The organism is Rhodococcus sp. AQ5-07 (assembly GCF_009707305.1).
Lineage (GTDB): Bacteria > Actinomycetota > Actinomycetes > Mycobacteriales > Mycobacteriaceae > Rhodococcus_F > Rhodococcus_F erythropolis.
In genome coordinates this window covers 4,046,128-4,065,260 of the sequence record NZ_CP046099.1, presented here as the reverse complement: position 1 = coordinate 4,065,260, position 19,133 = coordinate 4,046,128, and the positions used below count along the sequence as shown (strand labels likewise).

Sequence of the window (19,133 nt, the reverse complement as noted above, 5' to 3'; positions counted from 1 at the left end):
ACTCCTTTAAAGAATGGGGCCGCCGGTGAACAGGTTGACGAGACTCACCACGAAGAACTGGACGATCGCTATGGCGGTGGCAAACGGGTCGCCCGCATACGTAGCTTGGTTGACCCATTCGTTGAATGCGTTGATCGAACCCATTGTGATTCCTCCTGAGTAGTGATGGCGTGATCGATTGAAACTGGTGGTATGACACTCGACACGAGGGACATCAGTACGGACCCAGCGCAGTTGGGCATATGAGGCCACGAAAGGTCAGTGACGAGCGCCGACAGTACGCTGCGGTTACGGCCTTCTGCGTTTCGAATGTAGTTCCTCGACTTAGGAATACCGTGAAGGACGGGCGGATTGGTTACGAGTATCCCGCGACAGACGACATCGTCAATATTACGATGTCGGCAACAAACGCGACGACCGCACCAATCGGATTCTGGACAATCCACGAAATTACTTCAGTCATGTTCTCGGTCCTTCCTTAGCGTAAGACGCGTGATCGAATACTCGACCAGCTATTGCGGTACCCGGCCCCGTTCGGCGAATTAAGTCTTTGTCGAGGATGATTGGCGCAAATAGATAGATCGCACACCGGGGGCGTTGAATCAACTCGCCCAATCGTTGCACCTCTGTGCTCCGGGTTCGATTCGTTACCAATACCTTTCGGAGAAGGGGTGATCAGTCCCATCAGCGATCGGTACCCCGCGTGCGAAATCCTTCTTCGTAAACACCTGCCCAGCAACGTCGTAACGTCAGAGGTGGCAGTTGGCAAGGCCGACCGTCTTCTCGAGATCGTGGCGAGTTTTGCTGGGCAGATGTGACACTACCTCGCGGTCTCGCCGGATCAGTCTTCCTTTCGGACATCGATGGCTGTTCTTCGTGTGGTTGTTACACAATCGACGGAATCGCTGTTGGGGGTGGCGATGCGCAGCTATTTCCCCTACGAACCTTCAGGAATTGCCTGCGACACCCGTGGATACGGATCCTCGATCTCCACCGAGCACAATTCTGTGTGCCGACAACATCGCAGTGCTTCCGACCGGATCGATGCACCCAGAACCAATCGCCGTCACGCACAAAGGGCCAGACGGTTCTGGGAAAGACCCAAGCGCTCCTTCAGTTCCCGGCGATCTGTTGCGCCAGTTCGAGTTCACACCTGATCTAACTGGTCGACGCATAGTGGTGTGCCGGTAGCCAAAAGAGTCCTGCCGGTCGGTTAGTGTTGACGGTGAAATACGACGCGGAGGTGACTATGAGAATCTGGAACTGGTTGATGCTCAAAATTTCAGCAATCGGCGGGTCGCCGAAGTTTCGGAAGATAGTCGACAGTCCGATTTGGGCGGGCACCAATGACCGCAAGCTCTGACTGAGCGGGCGGCAGATTCTCCAATTTGCAATTGCCGACCTGAAACTGCGAGCACGCTCACGGCCTGCTGCGACGGGAACGCGACTGTCGACCTGAAATTATCCGCAATCGATATGGGGGGGCTTGTGGGAGTCTGGGGTCCGGGAAACTTTGACAGTGACACCGTCGCGGATGGGTTGGGGGCCCTGACCGGTCGAATCGTGGACGACATCACTGCCGAGTTCGAAGACGATTCGAGTCTGGAGCCGGATGAATGGGGCGGGGAGATGGTGCCGGCGTGGCTCGAGATCCTCACCGATATTGCCCAGACGAAACGAGTCGGTGTGACCTTTCCATCGACGCAAGTGCTGATCGACTGGCGCGATCGATATCTGCGCGTGTGGGATGGCTACATTGACGAACTCGAACCGGACGAGGATCACAAGGTCGCTCGACGTGCAGTGCTCGTCCATACCTTTGCACAGGCGGTCGCCCTCGCCGCCGAGCGGGAACAGGCATAAACCTCGCGCGGCCGCGCTACTGACCATAGATCCGTCAGTTCCCCGGTGGAACGACGGTGAACGTGAACCCTCCGGAAGTCATTGCGTTGGCTTCTTCGAACATCGAACAGAGAGCTTCGGCGGCGTCGGTCGCCAATGCTCGGGCGGCGCTGGGGGTTCGACCTCGGGCCGTCACCGCGAGCCCAGGTACGTCCGCATCTGTGATCGTCAGATCGGACTCGTAGTCGGAAGCACTGCCGCCGAGTATCTGCGCGAGTTTTTCAGCAGGAACAGACATGCCGTTGGAGGCTTCCCGTTCGCCGATGTACGCATCGCGCGGGGACCCGTCGTAGAGTCCGGTTCGATTACTACTGAACTGAACTACTGCAGTTTCGGTGAAGGAGATGGTCTTCGTCCACCACAGACCTCCCGCTACGACCAAAATGGCGGCGGCAACGGCCACCATTACCTGACCGCGGCGGTCGGAGAGGAATGTTCTCATCTGTCAGTTGTACCGCCTTGGCCGGCTGATTGACCGGCTTCATCACTACCTTGTCGGCGGCTGGTCCGCGAGATCACGTCCGCTTCGCGTCGTCATGATTGCGGACGAACTTCATGAGTCGGGGAATTACCCGATCAGGTATGTGTCCCAGGATTCCGTGGCCGGTTCCGGCATAAATCTCCACTTCGGCTTCAGGTACAAGATCAGCTAACCTCGCGGCCACCCGCTCGGGGCTGGAGACAACCGTCTCAGCGCCGGAGATTACGAGCATTGGAACCGAGATCGACTGCACTTCTGCATCTTTGAGTATTCGTGCCCACCCGACACCGGGCCGGTAGTTCAATGCCTCCGTAACCAAAGCGAACTCGCGATCGCCGATGACGTACCCGGGGGACAGCCAATCGTTGAGCTTGCGAATATTTTTGTCGGTGCGGCGCATACCGGCGCGGACCATCTTCAGCAGCACACGCCACGAGGGCTTGTCGAAGACTCCGCCCGGTTCGATTAGGGTCACACTCGCCAGTCGTTCAGGGGCGTGAAGTGCTACTAGAACGGCGTGCCACGCACCATGCGAGTAGCCGACCAGGTGGACGCGATCGACCCCGAGTTCGTTCAATACCTCGCCCACCCAGGTGGCGAAGTCGGATTCCCCGGTCAATGGAGCGGTCTGCACACTGCGGCCTGCAGTACCGATCGTGTCCAGCGCATAAACGACTCGGTCCCGGCACAGGTCCTCGATGACGATGTGCCATTGCAGACAATTGGCGCCGACTGCGTGCAGCAGGACGATCGGCGTCTCCGTGCCGGTCCCCGACCTACGGACATGGGTGGTTCCGAACGATGTCGGCACGTCGAGTTGTGTCGACGGAACCGGCCAGGTGCCCTCCAGTTCTCGGTAGATGCTCTCGTACGCCTGCTTTGATGCTTCGTTCTTGAATCGTCCGATCTTCGGCATGAGCCTCCCTCTCGCTGCATTCAATTTTGATGGTATGACCGTATCACTAATGCGGTACGTGCGTATCATTAACGAGTCAAAGTCATCCATTCGAAAGGGGAAGGACAGCCTCATGCCGCGACTGGTCGACCATGAAGTGAGGCAACGGGAGATCACCGATGCGGTGCGGCGAGTGATTGTCGACGGTGGGCTCGCGGCGGTGACATTTCAGTCCGTTGCTGCCGAGGCTGGGATTTCGGTGCGACTTGTGCAGTACTACTTCGGCACGAAGCGGGAATTCCTTCTCGCGACGCATCAAGCTGTGCGTCAGGATGCGGGTGCTCGCTTGATGCAGGAGTTGTCTGTTCTTGGCGCGGAAGCGACACCCCGCGAGGTTATTTCAGCGTTCCTTGTCGGCATGCTCCCACTCGATCGACAACGTCGGGAGGAAGCGATTGTTCTCGGCGCCTTCCACGCTGCCGCACTGACCGGACAAGGAATCGCCGCCGAGGAAACCCTCACTGCCCCAAGAGAGTTGACAGCGCTCATTTCCGGCCAGCTTCAACGAGTGACCAATCGGGACGCGGTTGCGCCGTCAATGGATCCCGACCTCGACGCCGAGCTCATTCTGGCGGCTGTCGCCGGGCTCGCCCAGGGGATGCTTCCCGGCTACGCCACAGCAGAATTGGCGGTCCAGTTGGTTGAGCGTCTCCTCGATCGCATTCTCGGGCCGACGAGACCTCAGGCCACGAATCAACCCGAAGTCGGCCGCCGTTAGGATTCCGGGTTGAACACGTCCGGTTGCTGCCACCATGTGTCAATCCGCATCGATGTGTGCACACTCGGAGCGATCTCGGTCCCTCGTGGAATGTAGTGGCCAGCAATGCTGGTGTCCTCGATCGCCTGCCGGAAAAGAGTCCTCATGGCGTTTGTGTTCTCTCGAGGTATGTCTTGCGTCGACCGGGGTCGAAGGCTCCGGGTTCCTTTCCGCCGACCAGACGCTTGGCGCCGAGTAGTAGCCCCTCGGGGACGCCCTGCTCGACAAGGCCCATCGGAGCCAGCCAGCGCGGCACCGTCATCTCCGACCGGCCATGTCGGGCGCTGGCGACGATGGCCTCTGCGACGTCCGCCGGTTCCAGAGTCGGCTGTAGCCTCAACGTGACACCGGATGTGAGGTCGGTGCGTGTGGCCGCTGGCATCACCGTCGTCAGGCTGACCCCCGTTCCGGCCAGCTCAGCGCGTATCGCCCGTGATAGAGCGACGACGCCGAACTTGGATGCGCAGTAGGTTGCCATGCCGGGAGTAGACACTTTGCCCGCCATCGAGGAGACATTGACGATGTGTCCGCGACCGCGAGCGATCATGTCGGGCAGGACCAACCGAGTTCCGGTGACCACCGCGCCGAGGTTGATGGCTAATTCGCGGTGTAGAGCATCGAGACTGTTCTCGACGAAACGGCCCATCAGCTGAACGCCGGCGTTGTTCACCAGCATGTCGATATCTCCGCCACTCGCAGCGGCTATCAGGAAGTCTCGGAAGCTCGCTTCGTCGGTGACGTCGAGATGATGTGCGTGGACTCCGATGTCCTCGGCGGTGGAGACGGCAACGTCGAGGTCGATGTCGCCGATCGTGACGATGGCGCCGCACGCAGCCAACGCGGCGGCAGTCGCTCTACCGATTCCGCGGCCCCCGCCCGTCACGCCTACACGAGCTCCTTTGAGGTCGATCACAGCGGACTGCCGATCGGCTGGCGCAAAGCAAAGTGGGCAATGAGGCGAACCTCGCCCGTTCGCATGGTCAGTAGGGTGCGGCCGAAATAGACCCCGGGGACCAGTTCGACGATCTCATCGCGGGTTCGCTTGATCGGGAATGTGCGGACACTGGGGTTCTTGTATTGGGGCACAGCGTAATCGAGCGCTCGAACCATCACTCGGGGCTCGATGCGGCCTTCTTCGATCGCATGATTGAAATCAAAGCCTTCAACCTCGCCTTTACGGCGCCGTAGGCCCCGATACCCCGCGGCGACGAACGGCATCACCAGCTGCGCGATTGTGGAAAGGCGATTGAAGCCTGTGCCGGCGTGGAGGTCGAACGTCTTTCCGTGCCAGGTGGGGTTGATACGCATCAGTGGGTTGGCAAGGTGCGCTTCAGGAATCCCGAACAATTTCCCGACGATGAGACCTTCAAGCTTGCCGTCTGGTCCTTCCGGAGCCGTGCCTTCGCCGAACAGCTCAGCCAACGCTGCCAGATCATTGCGATCACCGAGTTCTTTGATGTATCGCCAGGCTGTGGCCCGTGCAACGGTTGGGCGCATCTCGGACAACTCGCGCAGTTCGACGACCATTGATTTGACTGCAGACGTGTCCCGGCTCGCTTCCGCAGACGAGTTGATTTGCTGCATCGGTGCAATCATCACAAGCCATCCTGATCTGGTACGGACTGGTGCCAGTTGACACTCTGGTACGAAACCGTACCAGATATGATCAGACCGTCAAGAGTGTTGAAGGCTGGACGTGCGAGAATTGCCACTGTGACTGGTGGTGAGCGCATCTACGGCGGTGCGAGTGCAGCCGCTCGGGTCGAGAAGCGGCGGGCCAGTCTGCTAGACGCCGCGCTCACCGAAATGGCGGAAAGTCGTTGGCGTGCGGTGACTGTTGCCAGCCTGTGCAGCGAGGCGCGTTTGAACAAGCGCTACTTCTACGAAAGCTTCGACGACCTCGACCAGCTTGCCAATGCCGTCATCGAACTGGTTGCGACTGAAGTCGGGGCAGCCGCGATCGGTAGTTACCTCGAAACCGTAGAGTCCACGTTGGGCGAACAAGCGAGAAATGCCGTGGCAGCGGTGGTCGACGTACTCGGAGCGGATCGTCGCAAGGCGTTGGTTCTGTTGGGGGGTGTGCCGATTGCGACCAGTCAGGACGCCCAACGTCGGGCCGCCATCTCTGGTCTGACGACAGTGCTGGTCGAACATGCACGGAAAATCCACGACGTCGCACTCGAGAGTGATTCACTGGCCTCGACCGGTCCGGCTTTCGTTATCGGCGGAACCGCCCAGACGATCCTCTCGTGGGTGAACGGAGACTTACTCCTCAGTCGCGAGCAACTGATCGATGACATCACTGCGTTGTGGCTGGCGCTCGGTGAAAGTGCCTCCGGGATAGCACGATCGAGATTCGCACCGCAAGCAAGAGATTTGTTGCCGTGAGTTGCACGTCATACTCGATTCTCATGGGATCGGGGTGTGCACCTCAGCACTAGCGACTGCGCAACGCTGACCGCATGGCGAGCTCAACCCTCGACGGGAGTTTCTGATCACCTGAGACAGTGCCTGGCGAGAAGTGTAGGTTCACCACAGAAATACCCTGTCCATTTTGTTCTGCGGCTGACCACGTCATGCCCCTCGCATCCAAATTGAGTGGATCCAGGTTGCGGCTCGCAGATATGGTCCACTGGTGACGCATCCGAATGGCCGAAACGACAGTCCGATCCTGGTGATTGGTGCCGGTGTCGTCGGCGCGTCGATCGCGTATCACCTGGCGCGCATTGGTCTCCGAGTCACGGTGCTGGACCACGGCTCGGTGGCAGGAGGGGTGACCGGCAACTCCTTTGCCTGGGTCGGCCTCTCGAAGAGTGCCGCAGAAACTTACTCAGATCCGTTCCGGCAAGGCGCTGCAGTCGAATTCGACCGCCTGGAGCGCGAACTCGTCGAGCCAATCGGTTTGCGCCGCAGAGGCGCGATCACCTGGGAAGAGACGGAAGCGGAGACTCGAGCGTTCGTAGATGCTCATCGAGCACTCGGCCATCCCGTCGACCTCATCGGTAAAGAGGAAATCCTTGCTCGTGAGCCGGGATTGCGGACGGCCCCCTCGGTCGCAGCGTACGCGCCTGATGACGGTGGCGTTGACCCGGTTGCGTTCGCTCGATCGCTCCTGCGAGGTGCCGAAGAGTGCGGTGCCACAGTGTATTCCGATGTCAGTGCGCGCGGGGTGCTCACGGAGGGCATGAGGGTGTACGGAGTAATGACTGCCGACGGTCCCGTCTACGGATCGGCCACCGTGCTCGCTGCGGGTACCGCGATCCCTGGACTCGCGGCGTCGGCGGGAGTCGACGTCGAGGTCGACGCCTCCCCGTGTTGCCTCATCAGATTCTCGACGCCCCACCCATTGGTGAACGGAATACTGTCCTCTCTGGATTTCGAGATCCGGCAATTGGACGACACGACACTGATTGCGGCTGAAGATGTTCCGGCCGGGTTCTCCGGAGATGCTCGTGAGCTTGCGGGGCCGACGCTGCACGCGATCCGCAGTCAGCTCGTGGACGGTGACCACGTGGAACAGATCGAGACGGTAGTCGCTGACCGTCCCATCCCGCGTGGTGGCCGCCCGCTGCTGGGCTTCGCCGAAGGCATGTCGGGGCTCTATCTGGCCGCGACTCATCCGGCGATCATTCTGGCCGGAGCAATTGGAGCCCACGTGGCCGGGGACTTCGCCCGAGCGGCAAAACTCTAGCTTGCAGCGAAGGTCTGAGTATCGGCACGATTCTGTGATGACAAAGTCCTTTGCGGCGAGTAGCCAAATGGTTGATTGTTGCTGACCGCCTCGCCAGGATTTAGAAAACCCAAAGCGGGATGCCGTGTACATCCTGATCGAAGTGGATTCGATCGCGCCGGGCGATCCGTCTGCGATGACGCTGGGGGGTAAGCAAGATCAGCAAACTCGGAACCACGGTCCTGCCCTCGGGGGGACGTATCGAAGCCGCCCGTGGGGGTTCGCACTTTCGCAGCGAATGCACTTACATACTGACGGGATCCCGCGAATACTTTCTAGTTGGCAAGTTCGGGCAGTATACGCTGGTTGGGTCGCGCAAATGATTGGAGATGGAATCTGCGTGCTGCTTGCCGGCTAGCTTCCAAAGCTTCCGGTGTTAATGCTTCCTGTCCCATTTTGTCTAATTGTTATTGCCTTGGTCGAATAAACGGTATCTGTGCCGTCCTCCAGAGATGTACACCCTACCGCAATCACAAATTTTCCTGGTAACGGAAATTCAATCTCCATGGTTGATTCATTCGAATTGGTGAAAATGAACTGAGGATTCGGTGTCGTCAACGCCTGGTCGTTGAAGGATTCTGCCTTCTCGGAAGAATCTAAATCGGCCTCGCTGTACCTGGCGCCGTCCCATGCAACCATTGCGCAGGGAAGATTTTCTGGGATCTCTAAAATTCTTGCAGTCACGGTGGAGCCGGATTCATTGATTTCAATGGTCGGCCCGGCAGCTCTGGCCGATGAGGCGAAGAAGATGCATATGTATGTAGCCAGTGCAACCGAAGCGAACCCGACGCCCCGCCCCAGGTTTCTTCTAATAGACATCATGGTTTACCTCAATCTAGTTTGTGAGTGCGGGAATCAATCGAATCGATTGTCGATAGCTTGGCGCAAGATGGAACTGCCGGCGTAAGAGTTAAGGTGTAAATTTACCTGTCTGTATAGATCGACTCCTGCAACGACGGACCAGAAAGCGGAACAAGCTTTACTGAGTAATGCAGTGCACCACCAGGGAGGTTTGACGGTGTTCAAGTGAGGTGCGCAGACTATGTCTCCGTCAACGCAAACATTTACCGCGTTAATGTCGAGCGGTGCCAGGGGGACGAATTTTGTTCCACTCATCGGAGGAAGTGTAAAGCCGATTCCTTTGGAGTTTGCTCTGGCATTTCCGACCGGTATCGTGCGGTCGTTGGAGTGCCGGTCACCGTTACCGATGAGAATATTGGCAGAGAAAAAGACAGGATGGTTCTTGTTTGGCTCTTGGAGGACTCGATTGATAACCATTGCTCCCTGGGAATATCCGATGAGAACTAGCTGCTTCCCTTTGCATCCGGGCCACGTTTCAAAAGTGTTAATTGATTTCCGGATATCGCTAACACCCTGGGCTAGTCCATCGAAATAGTAACTTTTCCCTGTTAGTGTGAGGGCCAACGATTGGACTTCTTGAGCAGGATACGTGACGGGTATTGCGGCAATAGAGGTGTTGCGCTTGGCTAACTTGTCGGTAAGATATTGATAGGCGGAATAGACGACACTACCCAAGCCGCCGAACTGCCCATCCGACGGGTCTCCTGACCCTCTTGCTCCTATAAGTACATAGTCTGCCGAAGAACATGCTTGTTGAACCGTTAGCTGCACGGGTTTTGGTGTAACGGCACGTGCGGTCGGTGCTGTGATTAACGAACCGAAGAATATTGCGGTCAAAGTTAGTAAAACAGTTAATTGCCGCGAGTGGAATGAGTTTGCCTGCATGGTCCGCCTCAGTAGAAGCATTTCAGTTTCCCTTGGTCTATTTACATTTCCAACTGTCGGTCATGGTAGGACCATCTGGGGCAATCATCAACGGAATTCTGCAGATTCATCCGAACAGATGACACCGCTTCGCCACCATCAGAAGGCGCCATGCGGGAATTCCGGATCACACACCCTCGTTTCTGAGAAGTTCGTAGGGCTTCGAAGTGACCCGTGGGGAGTACTTCAGTTCCCGGCACCCGTATTTGAAACGTATCCGCGCTTACTGGTTTGACGCGCAAGAATGAATGGCATCAGTTCTTGAGTGATTGCAGGAGTAAGTTTGCTGTTCTTAAGATCTGCCGCTGAAGGTACGCCACCGGTTTCGTCGTACGCGTACAGGGAAACAAGACTAGGAGCGCTGGCCCTCATGGAGCCCGGCCCAGGTTTGGTTCCGGTCGAGGGAGAGCTCGACGAGGTAGCGCCGATATTGCGGTTCCTAGTTCTCTCTAGGACACGCGCTAGAGAGCGGGATATTCGTCTACTCTGCTTGTACCGTCGATGGGCATGGACCCCGTGCGCAATCCGTATGCCCCCGGTGCCGGTCAACGCCCGCCGGAACTCGCCGGGCGCGACAAGCAGATCGACGCCTTCGACGTCGTTCTCGAGCGAATTGCGCGTGGCCGCCCGGAACGAAGTGTTGTCCTCACCGGCTTGCGTGGCGTCGGCAAGACCGTCCTGCTCAATCAGTTGCGTTCGGCCGCGATCTCCCGAAGTTGGGGGACCGGCAAGATCGAGGCGCGCCCCGATCAGGATTTACGACGCCCACTCTCGTCGGCGCTGCACATGGCAGTCCGAGAGATCGCGGTCTCCCATCGCGATCCCGAGCGGGTCGAGCAGTTCCTCGGAGTCCTCAAATCGTTTGCCCTACGCGCCACTGCGGACAAGGGAATGCGCGAGCGCTGGCAGCCAGGCATCGATGCACCCGCGATCAAAGGTCGGGCAGACAGCGGCGACATCGAGATCGACCTCGTCGAGTTGCTGCTCGACGCGTCGTCGCTGGCCAGGGATGTGGGCGTCGGGATCGCAATCTTCATCGACGAGATGCAGGACCTCGGTGCCGCGGATGTCTCGGCGATCTGCGGGGCCTGCCACGAGTTGAGTCAGGACGCGGCACCGTTGATCGTCGTCGGGGCGGGGCTTCCGCATCTGCCTGCTGTGCTGTCGGCGTCGAAAAGCTACTCGGAGCGCCTGTTCAGCTACCACCGGATCGATCGGCTCGAGCGGGAAGCTGCAGATCAGGCACTGATTGCGCCTGCTGAGCGTGAGGACGTCGAGTTCACCGAATCTGCGCTCGACGCTCTGTACCAAGCGGCTGACGGGTACCCGTACTTCGTTCAGGCCTACGGAAAGGCCACGTGGGATGTGGCGGCGTCGAGTCCGATCACGTCGGAAGACGTGCGCGTCGGCGCGCCGACGGCTGAGGAAGAACTCGCTGTCGGCTTCTTCGGATCACGGTACGAGCGAGCAACGCCCGCGGAGCGTGAGTACATGCGCGCCATGGCCGATCTCGCCGGTGACGACGGACCCGTCGCAACCGCGAAGATCGCCGTCGAGTTGGGGCGCAAGCCGGCTTCCCTTTCGCCGGCACGCGATGGACTGATCAAGAAGGGACTGATCTATTCGGCAGAACGTGGGTCCATCGGATTCACGGTCCCTCACTTCGGCCGATACCTGCGCGGACAAGCGGAGTGAACGCGCTCGAAACCGCGTGGGATCGGGTGGCGGCGCTCAGTCCCAACCCACCGGCGTGGGTAGTTCAACTGGCCGCGTTGATCGCCGTGATCATTGTTCTCGAACCACACCTGTGGCGGATCGCCCGTAACGTCGTCACCATCGCACACGAGGGCGCTCATCTGATTGTCGCCGTCCTGGTCGGTCGACGGTTGAAAGGTCTTCGCCTGCATTCGGATACGTCGGGTGTCGCTATTTCGTCGGGCAAACCGACCGGCTTCGGCGTCATTCTGATGACGTTCGCGGGGTACGTCGGACCGTCGATTCTCGGACTCGGCGCGGCCGGGTTGTTGGGCGCGCAGCGTGCGGTCTCGGTGTTGTGGATCGGCGTATTCGTGATCGCGGTGATGATGGTTCTGATCCGAAACCTCTACGGAGTCTTCTCACTTGCCGTGGTGGGAGCCGTGTTGTTCGGACTCGTCTGGTGGGGGACCCAGGAGCAGCAGGTGGCTGCTGCCTACTTCTTGACGCTCTTCCTGCTTTTCGCCGGACCACGCCCAGTCGTGGAGCTTCAACGGCAGCGAATGCGACGAGGCGGGGCACCGGACTCGGACGCCGACCAATTGGCCAGGCTCTCACCGATACCCGCGATCGTCTGGGTCGGTTTGTTTCTGCTCGTGAACGTCGCGGTGCTCGTGCTCGGCGGATGGTGGATCCTGCGCCCGGTGGGTGGCTGACCGCATTGATCAGTTGTCCTGACGGGACAACTGATCAACGATTATTGATGCTCCGCGGCCGTAGTCATCGCGTGAAGGCGCTCATATCGTGGAAGTCGACGAGTGGTCGTGCCGGGACTTCCCGCGGCCACAACCGCAGCGACGAAGACCGTCGACGATGACAAGGATTCGTTTTGGACGACAAGAACTTCCGCGGACGAACCGCGATCATGTCCGGGGGAAGCCGTGGCATCGGACTTGCCATCGCCCGTGCGATAGCGCGCCGCGGCGGAAACGTCGTGTTGCTCGCCAAGACCGATACGCCTGACCCCCGGTTGCCCGGAACAATCCACACGGCTGTGGACGAGTTGAACGAGCTTGGGGGTCATGCCGTTCCCGTCGTCGGTGACGTGAGGAACGACGACGACATCGCGCACGCCGTCGATGCAGCGGTAGAGCACTTCGGTGGTATCGACATCGTGGTCAACAACGCGAGCGTCCTCGACATTTCGAAAACCGAAGACCTCGCGATGAAGCGATTCGATCTGATGCAGCAGGTCAACGTCCGTGGCACTTTCGCGCTCACCCGAGCGTGCCTTCCGTACCTTCGGGTTTCGGCCAACGCGCACGTATTGACGCTGTCGCCACCGCTCAACTTTTCGCCGCACTGGTTGGGTGCTCATCCGGGCTACATGCTGGCCAAATACGGAATGACATTGGCGGCCTTGGGTATCGCCGCGGAGTATTCAGGTGCACCGATTTCGAGTAATTGTCTGTGGCCGGAGACCATGATCGCCACGGCGGCCGTCGGAAACCTGCTCGGGGGAGACGAAAGTATCGATCACTCGCGTTCACCCGAGATCATGGCTGATGCGGCTATCGAGATTCTCGGACGTCCCGCCGGCACGGATACCGGTCGGACGGTGCTCGACGTCGATGTCCTGCGCGAGGCGGGGATTTCGGACTTCTCGCAGTACGGCGGTCAGTCACCGTTGGCTATCGACATTTTCGTCGATGCTCCAATTCCGTGATCTCGGGCGATCTACAGGTATCTAGCCAAATCGCTAGATACCTGTAGATCTTCCTCACGCCACCTCGTGCTCGCCGCCCGGGGCAACCTTCTGAAGTCCGCGATATGCGTCGCTGGCACTTTGGCGACCACCGATGACGGCCTCGACCTCCGCGGCAATCGGCATGTCGACTCCGTATTCGCGAGCCAGATCCATGACGGTAGGGGCAGTTTTTACTCCCTCGGCGACCTGGCCGAGCTTGGCGACCGCTTCCTCGACGGTCAATCCCTGCGCCAGAGCTTCGCCGACGCGACGGTTGCGAGAAGTCGGAGCCATGCAGGTGGCGATCAAATCGCCGACGCCCGTCAAGCCGGCAAAGGTGCGCGGGTTGGCGCCCATCGCTTCACCGAGTCGGGTCATTTCGGCGAGACCGCGCGCGAGCACCATCGCACGAGTGTTGTCCCCGACTCCCAGGCCGTCGGCCATGCCCGAGGCGATGGCAACGATGTTCTTGAGGATGCCGCCGAGTTCACAGCCGAGCACGTCGGTGTTGCGGTAGACACGGAAGACCGACGACGCGAACAGGGGTTGCAGCGCGGCGGCGACGCGATCGTCCTGGGTGGCCACGACCGATGCCGCGGCCATGCCGTCGACGATCTCTTTGGCGATGTTGGGGCCCGCGAGCAGTCCGACGGGATGGCCGGGCAGGCACTCGGCGATCACTTCGGTGGGGCGCTGCCGGGTGCCGGGCTCGAGGCCCTTGGACAGTGACAACACCGGGACCCACGCCCGAACCTCGTTGGCGATCTCGGCGAGGGTGGCGCGAACGGCGTGCGAAGGCACCCCACATACGAGTACGTCCGCTTCACGAGCGGCTTCGACCAGATCCGAGGTTGCCTTGAGTCCCTTGGGAAGTTTGCGCTCACCAAGGTATTTGGAGTTGGTCCGTTGCGAATTGATCTCGTCGGCCGCTTCGGAATTTCGTGCCCACAGCAGGGTGGGAGTGTTGCGGGCAGCGAGGCCGGCCACCGTGGTTCCCCACGATCCGGCACCGAGGACGACGACGCGTACCGGGCGGGCCATCAGAGTGCGCTGTTCTGGGTAGCGAGTGCTGTCATGGCGCCAAGCGTTCCACTTGCGGAGCAGTTGCGGGCCAATTCCGGCGAGTCTGTGGCTCGACTTACAGATGAGGCGGCGGTTCGGGGCTTTCGCGCATTGTTTCGACCGCTTCTGCGGATTCCGCGACGATCGAGCGCATCGCGGTTTCTGCAGCGTCGGCGTCGCCGGACTGAATGGCTGATGCGACCACTCCGTGCAGGTGAATCGCTTCGGGGTCGGCTTCGTGGGGCATCAAGGAGTGGCGTGTGCGGCCTTCGAGTATCTCGACGACGATCTGCGACATCGCCCGCAGCATCGGGTTACCGGAGGCGGCGAGCAGGGTGCGGTGGAAGTCGGAGTCATGGCCGAGATAGGCACCGGTATCGGCAGCGCGAGAGGTAGCTGACATGCCGATGACGGCTGCGGTCAGAGCGCCGCACTGCTCGGGTGTTGCGCGAGTTGCGGCCAGTCGCGCCGCCAGGGGCTCGATACCGGAACGGAGTTCACTCAGGATCGAAAGCTGCTCGAACCGATCAGGACCGGCCAGTTGCCAGCGGATGACATTGGGGTCGAGCGAGTTCCAGTGTTCGGAGCCCAGGATGGTGATTCCGACGCGTCGACGAACCGAAGCCAATCCGAGAGATTCGAGAACGCGGACAACTTCGCGGATGACGGTTCGCGACACGTCGTAGCGCGTTGCCACCTCGTCGGCGGAGATCGTGGTTCCCGGGGGGAGCACACCACCGACTATGTCTTGGCCGAGCTGTTCCAGCATCGAGTCGTGTAACTGCTGAAACGGGACAGAAGGCATACGTAGATCGTCCCATGCGTATGGAGTAAGCCCGGTGCAAGGCGAATAAATACTACAAATTAGTGTCTGCTCTTGAAATTGTAGGTTAATTAAGGAACAGTGACCTCAATCACTCATCGGACTGGGAGTCCCTATGAACACCACAGCATTGCTGGCGGCCGAGGTCGTCCCCGCTGGTAGCGACGCACGATTGATCATCGCTGCAGTCGCCGGCGTCGCGGTCATCATCGCGCTGATCACCTGGCTCGACCTGCATCCCTTCCTCGCGCTGTCCATCGGCGCGGTAGGTGTCGGTCTGGCGGCCGGCCTCGGTTCGGCAGAGTCGGTTGCAGCATTCGCCACCGGTTTCGGATCGACCATGGGAAGCGTCGGAATCCTGATCGGTTTCGGCGCGATGTTCGGCAAACTCCTCGCCGATTCCGGTGGTGCCGACCGAATCGTCGACACACTGGTCGGCCGCTCCAGCACCAAGGCACTCCCGTGGACCATGGCTCTGGTCGGCGCTGTCATCGGTCTGCCGATGTTCTTCGAGATCGGTCTCGTTCTGTTGATGCCGGTCATCATCCTCGTCGCGCGGCGATCCGGATTGTCCCTGATGCGCATCGCGATCCCCACCCTCGCCGGCCTCTCGGCCATGCACGGGTTGGTTCCCCCGCACCCCGGGCCGCTGGTTGCAGTCTCGGCATTGAACGCAAACCTCGGCCTCACGCTCGCGCTCGGTGTCCTCGTCGCGATCCCCACTGTTGTTCTCGCCGGTCCGGTCTTCAGCAAGTACGCAGCGCGGTGGGTCGACGTGAAGGTTCCGGATCTCTTTGTCACAGGCGAAGATCGAGGTGAAGAAGAGAAGCAGCAGCGCCCTTCGTTCGCGGCGACTCTCGCAGCGATCCTCCTCCCGGTCGTTCTCATGCTGGGCAAGGCATTCGCCGACGTGATCGCACCCGATTCCGAGGCACTCCCCAAATCCGTCCTCGACTTCCTCGGAACACCCGTTGTGGCTTTGGGTCTCGCGGTTCTGGTTGGAATGGTGCTGCTGGGTCGCGGCGGCGGAATGGACCGCAAGGCCATCTCGAAGTCACTCGAGAGTTCCCTACCTCCCATCGCAGGCATCTTGTTGATCGTCGGCGCCGGTGGCGGTTTCAAGCAGGTCCTGATCGACACCGGTATCGCCGGAGTGATCGCCGACGCGATCAAGGGCAGCAGCCTTCCCGTGCTGTTCCTGGCCTGGCTGGTAGCGGTATTGATCCGCGTCGCAACGGGTTCGGCAACGGTGGCAACGGTGACGGCGTCGGGCATCCTCGCTCCGGTTGCGGCCGACCTCTCGTCCGCACATGTCTCGCTGATGGTCTTGGCGATCGGCGCAGGCTCGCTCTTCCTCTCGCACGTCAACGACGCCGGATTCTGGTTGGTGAAGGAGTATCTGGGCGTCAGCGTGGTACAGAACCTCAAGACCTGGACCGTGATGGAATGCATCATCTCGGTATCGGGCCTGGCCGGAGTGCTCGTCTTGAGCGCATTCATCTAGGTAGGCGAGCACATGAACAGCGAAGCGGCACAGCAGAAGCAGTATCCCGTGCTCGTCCTGATGGGTGTCTCGGGTTCGGGAAAGTCGACGGTCGGGGGCATGCTCGCCGGAGCGATGGGCTGGGACCTTCAAGAAGGCGACGATCTGCACCCGCAGGCGAACATCGACAAGATGGCGACCGGGCATCCGTTGAACGACGACGATCGCTGGCCCTGGCTCGACAAGATCGCCGTCTGGATCAAGAGCCATACCGACGCCGGTCAGCCGGGCATCGTCACGTGTTCGGCACTCAAGCGCAGCTACCGCGACGTGCTTCGCGGTGAGCACGTCGTATTCGTGCACCTCGCCGGTTCGCGGGATCAGATCGGCCAGCGATTGACCGCGCGCCTCGATCACTACATGCCCGCCTCGCTTCTCGACTCCCAGATCTCGACGCTCGAGGCCGTCGACCCGGACGAGCAGGCCATCGTCGTCGACGTGGGCGGTAGTCCCGCCAAGATCGCGGAGGAGATCCTGCGACGGGTGGAGACGTTCGAGTACTGAGCATGCCAGGCGTGTAAGCACCCGAGGTTCGGGTTACGGTGCATGGGTGACTGCTGCTGAAGAAGGCCACGACGTCGATCAATTGCGTGTCGATGCCCAAGCGCGTCTGGAAGTCGCGGTGGGTGAGGGGCGTTTGACCCTCGAGGAGTACTCGGACAAGGCGGCAGTGGTGTGGTCGCCCACCGCAGATCGAGGGCAGCTCGAGCAGATCGTGCCGTTCAGTGCGGCACCACCTGCTGTGGTGTCGCCGCCGCAAGCAACGATCGTCGGTGTCTTCGGTGACACGAAGCGCTCCGGCCGTTGGTCTTTGGCAAAAAAGACACTCGCTCTGCTGTTGTTCGGGGACGTCAAGTTCGATCTGCGATCGGCAACCATCACAGCGTCCTCCTCGACGATCACCATCGTGTCGATCTTCGGGGACACGAGGCTGCGGGTTCCGGAGGGTGTTTCAGTCGAGTTGGGTGGCTTCGACCTTTTCGGAGATCGGGAATTCGACGGGGGTCGACAGGATCCTGGCCCAGGTGCACCGGTTATTCGTGTCGTCTCGTATTCGTTGTTCGGCGATCTCACCGTGCGCACCGGCTAGCTCGGACGCCGTGACCGACTTCGACTTCCACAGCGTCTGGACGCTCCAGGCCTCTGCCGACCGCGTCTACGCCGTTCTCGCGGACGCCGAGCGGTATTCGCAGTGGTGGCCTCAGATACGCCGAGTCCGGGCGACCGACGAGCACTCGGGCTCCATGGCCATCCGCAGCGCTGTCCCTCTGACGCTGCTGGTCTTCGGGCGACGCGAGGTCGAAGACCCCGTTGCCCGCCGTCTGCAAGTGCGTCTCTCCGGGGCAATGACTGGGTGGAGTAGCTGGGTGGTACGCCCCGCTGAATCTGGCTGCGTCGCCGACTTTCGGCAACAAGCAGCGGTGTTCGGAGCGCTCGGTCTGGCCTCGAAGATCGCGAAGCCGGTATTCGAGTGGAATCATGAAGCGATGATGCGTGGCGGGCACCGCGGACTCTCCGCTTATCTCTCCCAACCGTGATTGCGAGCCGAACTTACACACGCTCGAGTAATTCATGCCTACCCGTCGTGTCGTTTTGACGCAGCGTCAGTTATCGTTCACAACAGCAGTCGACAAGTATGTGTAACTCACATGCACAAAACGTCTTGACCTGGGAGGACGCTATGCGGACGCGAGATTCGACGGTATGGCATTGGAACGTGAGTCCCCGAGCGCGGGTTATCTTCTGCCTGACCAGGACGTTCGTGAAGCCGATGTTCACCCTCTGGCCGACCACCGAACGCGGCATCCGCCAACTCGAGCGACTCGACGCGATGGCGGACAAACTGCCGAAGCCGAAGAACCTCGACATCGAGCCTTTCACGCTTGGTGGTGTGCCAAGCGAGAAGGTGCAGCATCCACGCAAAGCGCAGGGCGAGTTGGCCGGAGCCACGATCCTCTACTTCCACGGCGGTGGGTTCGTCTTCTGCGGTCTGGCAACGCACCGCGCGCTGTGCGGTTTGCTCTCGGCGAAGGCCGGAGTGCCGGTGATCTCCGTGCGCTACCGTCAGCTGCCGGAAGGTTCCATCGGCACCTCCGTCAAGGATGCGATGGCCGCGTACACCGCGTTGCTCGAGACAGCGGAAGACCCGAACAAGATTGTGCTTGCCGGTGATTCGGCGGGCGGTTACCTGGCCATGAAGGTCGCCGAAATTGCCGCACTGCGCGGAATCACGCGGCCCGCTGCCGTGGTGGGATATTCCCCTCTTCTCAACGTGAACCTCGAGGACCACGATCCCGATTTCATGAAACGCGATGCCTACCTACCGATGTCACAGGTGGAGAAGCTCAAGGACCGGTGGCTGGAGGGTCCGGACGAGATTCCTGGTGCGCAGTCTCCGATCAACGCCGACGCCAGTCTGATTCCGCCGTCGTTCCTGGTGGCCGCCGAATACGAACTGATGCGTCCGGACGTCGAGATCATGACCGAAAACCTGATCAAGGCAGGACAAGCCGTCGAAACGCACATCTGGAGTGGGCAGATCCATGCTTTCCCGGTGATCGGCAAAGCTCTTCGGGAGGGTAAGGCGATCGTTGATCTCACGGTCAAGTTCCTCGAGCGAACGATGGCCTCGCAGAACCAGATCAGCGCCTGA

Annotated in this window: 22 protein-coding genes; 12 read left to right on the top strand and 10 right to left on the bottom strand. The window is 60.2% G+C overall.

Annotation, left to right across the window (positions count from 1 at the left end):
• Positions 1 to 6: 6 nt before the first annotated feature.
• Entirely contained in the window at positions 7 to 144 is a 138-nt protein-coding gene (locus GJB56_RS18910) for a hypothetical protein (RefSeq protein WP_019745545.1), read from the bottom strand.
• A gap of 1,419 nt (positions 145 to 1,563) precedes the next feature.
• On the opposite strand from GJB56_RS18910, the gene GJB56_RS18905 reads away from it, so the two are divergent.
• Positions 1,564 to 1,863: a DUF4259 domain-containing protein gene (locus GJB56_RS18905; RefSeq protein ID WP_230091011.1), complete on the top strand. Its 300-nt coding sequence runs from the start codon at positions 1,564 to 1,566 to the stop codon at positions 1,861 to 1,863.
• A 34-nt stretch (positions 1,864 to 1,897) separates the two neighbouring features.
• On the opposite strand, the gene GJB56_RS18900 is transcribed toward GJB56_RS18905, so the two are convergent.
• Together GJB56_RS18900 and GJB56_RS18895 are read right to left on the bottom strand one after the other, a co-directional pair.
• Positions 1,898 to 2,344: a hypothetical protein gene (locus tag GJB56_RS18900; protein ID WP_020970971.1), complete on the bottom strand. Its 447-nt coding sequence runs from the start codon at positions 2,342 to 2,344 to the stop codon at positions 1,898 to 1,900.
• 73 nt (positions 2,345 to 2,417) lie between these two features.
• Complete coding sequence (locus GJB56_RS18895; protein ID WP_019745539.1) at positions 2,418 to 3,299, bottom strand: alpha/beta fold hydrolase; 882 nt, start codon at positions 3,297 to 3,299, stop codon at positions 2,418 to 2,420.
• Positions 3,300 to 3,411: 112 nt separating this feature from the next.
• Between GJB56_RS18895 and GJB56_RS18890 the strand changes: the two genes are divergently transcribed.
• On the top strand, positions 3,412 to 4,056 hold the full coding sequence (locus GJB56_RS18890) for a TetR/AcrR family transcriptional regulator (protein ID WP_003939902.1): 645 nt from the start codon (positions 3,412 to 3,414) through the stop codon (positions 4,054 to 4,056).
• Here GJB56_RS18890 and GJB56_RS18885 read toward each other — a convergent pair.
• From GJB56_RS18885 to GJB56_RS18875, 3 genes are read right to left on the bottom strand one after another with little or no spacing between them, the layout of a single operon-like run.
• On the bottom strand, positions 4,053 to 4,202 hold the full coding sequence (locus tag GJB56_RS18885) for a cytochrome P450 (RefSeq protein ID WP_113682631.1): 150 nt from the start codon (positions 4,200 to 4,202) through the stop codon (positions 4,053 to 4,055). The two genes, GJB56_RS18890 and GJB56_RS18885, sit on opposite strands and share 4 nt — an antisense overlap.
• Positions 4,199 to 5,008: an SDR family NAD(P)-dependent oxidoreductase gene (locus GJB56_RS18880; RefSeq protein WP_113682630.1), complete on the bottom strand. Its 810-nt coding sequence runs from the start codon at positions 5,006 to 5,008 to the stop codon at positions 4,199 to 4,201. Before GJB56_RS18880 ends, GJB56_RS18885 begins: the two co-directional genes overlap by 4 nt.
• The gene (locus tag GJB56_RS18875; protein WP_230091010.1) at positions 5,005 to 5,691 is read right to left on the bottom strand and encodes a hypothetical protein; all 687 of its coding nucleotides are present in this window, start codon (positions 5,689 to 5,691) and stop codon (positions 5,005 to 5,007) included. The genes GJB56_RS18880 and GJB56_RS18875 overlap by 4 nt, the downstream gene beginning before the upstream one ends.
• Before the next feature lie 117 nt (positions 5,692 to 5,808).
• Between GJB56_RS18875 and GJB56_RS18870 the strand changes: the two genes are divergently transcribed.
• Both GJB56_RS18870 and GJB56_RS18865 read left to right on the top strand, forming a co-directional pair.
• A complete protein-coding gene (locus GJB56_RS18870; RefSeq protein ID WP_113682881.1) occupies positions 5,809 to 6,483 on the top strand; it encodes a TetR/AcrR family transcriptional regulator in 675 nt (224 codons plus the stop codon).
• Between the two features lie 247 nt (positions 6,484 to 6,730).
• Positions 6,731 to 7,786 (top strand): NAD(P)/FAD-dependent oxidoreductase, encoded by a 1,056-nt coding sequence (locus GJB56_RS18865; RefSeq protein ID WP_113682629.1) that lies wholly within the window; start codon positions 6,731 to 6,733, stop codon positions 7,784 to 7,786.
• A 393-nt stretch (positions 7,787 to 8,179) separates the two neighbouring features.
• On the opposite strand, the gene GJB56_RS18860 is transcribed toward GJB56_RS18865, so the two are convergent.
• Positions 8,180 to 8,647 carry a hypothetical protein gene (locus GJB56_RS18860; protein ID WP_154606691.1) on the bottom strand — a complete coding sequence of 156 codons (468 nt, stop codon included), beginning with the start codon at positions 8,645 to 8,647 and terminating at the stop codon, positions 8,180 to 8,182.
• A 33-nt stretch (positions 8,648 to 8,680) separates the two neighbouring features.
• Positions 8,681 to 9,571, bottom strand: coding sequence for a cutinase family protein (locus GJB56_RS18855; protein WP_162793410.1), 891 nt, complete (start codon positions 9,569 to 9,571; stop codon positions 8,681 to 8,683).
• Between the two features lie 546 nt (positions 9,572 to 10,117).
• On the opposite strand from GJB56_RS18855, the gene GJB56_RS18850 reads away from it, so the two are divergent.
• The 3 genes from GJB56_RS18850 to GJB56_RS18840 all read left to right on the top strand — a co-directional run bounded on the left by GJB56_RS18850 (position 10,118) and on the right by GJB56_RS18840 (position 13,031).
• Positions 10,118 to 11,305: an ATP-binding protein gene (locus GJB56_RS18850; protein ID WP_113682627.1), complete on the top strand. Its 1,188-nt coding sequence runs from the start codon at positions 10,118 to 10,120 to the stop codon at positions 11,303 to 11,305.
• Complete coding sequence (locus GJB56_RS18845; protein ID WP_003940327.1) at positions 11,302 to 12,021, top strand: M50 family metallopeptidase; 720 nt, start codon at positions 11,302 to 11,304, stop codon at positions 12,019 to 12,021. The genes GJB56_RS18850 and GJB56_RS18845 overlap by 4 nt, the downstream gene beginning before the upstream one ends.
• A gap of 173 nt (positions 12,022 to 12,194) precedes the next feature.
• The gene (locus tag GJB56_RS18840) at positions 12,195 to 13,031 is read left to right on the top strand and encodes an SDR family oxidoreductase (protein WP_046379384.1); all 837 of its coding nucleotides are present in this window, start codon (positions 12,195 to 12,197) and stop codon (positions 13,029 to 13,031) included.
• 54 nt (positions 13,032 to 13,085) lie between these two features.
• Here GJB56_RS18840 and GJB56_RS18835 read toward each other — a convergent pair whose 3' ends face one another.
• Together GJB56_RS18835 and GJB56_RS18830 are read right to left on the bottom strand one after the other, a co-directional pair.
• Positions 13,086 to 14,093, bottom strand: coding sequence for an NAD(P)H-dependent glycerol-3-phosphate dehydrogenase (locus GJB56_RS18835; protein ID WP_019745531.1), 1,008 nt, complete (start codon positions 14,091 to 14,093; stop codon positions 13,086 to 13,088).
• 97 nt (positions 14,094 to 14,190) lie between these two features.
• Positions 14,191 to 14,919: a FadR/GntR family transcriptional regulator gene (locus GJB56_RS18830; RefSeq protein ID WP_019745530.1), complete on the bottom strand. Its 729-nt coding sequence runs from the start codon at positions 14,917 to 14,919 to the stop codon at positions 14,191 to 14,193.
• A 133-nt stretch (positions 14,920 to 15,052) separates the two neighbouring features.
• Here GJB56_RS18830 and GJB56_RS18825 point away from each other — a divergent pair, with 133 nt between their 5' ends.
• The 5 genes from GJB56_RS18825 to GJB56_RS18805 all read left to right on the top strand — a co-directional run bounded on the left by GJB56_RS18825 (position 15,053) and on the right by GJB56_RS18805 (position 19,133).
• A complete protein-coding gene (locus tag GJB56_RS18825; RefSeq protein ID WP_019745529.1) occupies positions 15,053 to 16,441 on the top strand; it encodes a GntP family permease in 1,389 nt (462 codons plus the stop codon).
• Positions 16,442 to 16,453: 12 nt separating this feature from the next.
• Entirely contained in the window at positions 16,454 to 16,984 is a 531-nt protein-coding gene (locus GJB56_RS18820; protein WP_020909302.1) for a gluconokinase, read from the top strand.
• Between the two features lie 46 nt (positions 16,985 to 17,030).
• The gene (locus GJB56_RS18815) at positions 17,031 to 17,570 is read left to right on the top strand and encodes a LiaF domain-containing protein (RefSeq protein ID WP_019745527.1); all 540 of its coding nucleotides are present in this window, start codon (positions 17,031 to 17,033) and stop codon (positions 17,568 to 17,570) included.
• Between the two features lie 10 nt (positions 17,571 to 17,580).
• Positions 17,581 to 18,018: an SRPBCC family protein gene (locus tag GJB56_RS18810; RefSeq protein ID WP_113682626.1), complete on the top strand. Its 438-nt coding sequence runs from the start codon at positions 17,581 to 17,583 to the stop codon at positions 18,016 to 18,018.
• 143 nt (positions 18,019 to 18,161) lie between these two features.
• The gene (locus GJB56_RS18805) at positions 18,162 to 19,133 is read left to right on the top strand and encodes an alpha/beta hydrolase (protein ID WP_020970961.1); all 972 of its coding nucleotides are present in this window, start codon (positions 18,162 to 18,164) and stop codon (positions 19,131 to 19,133) included.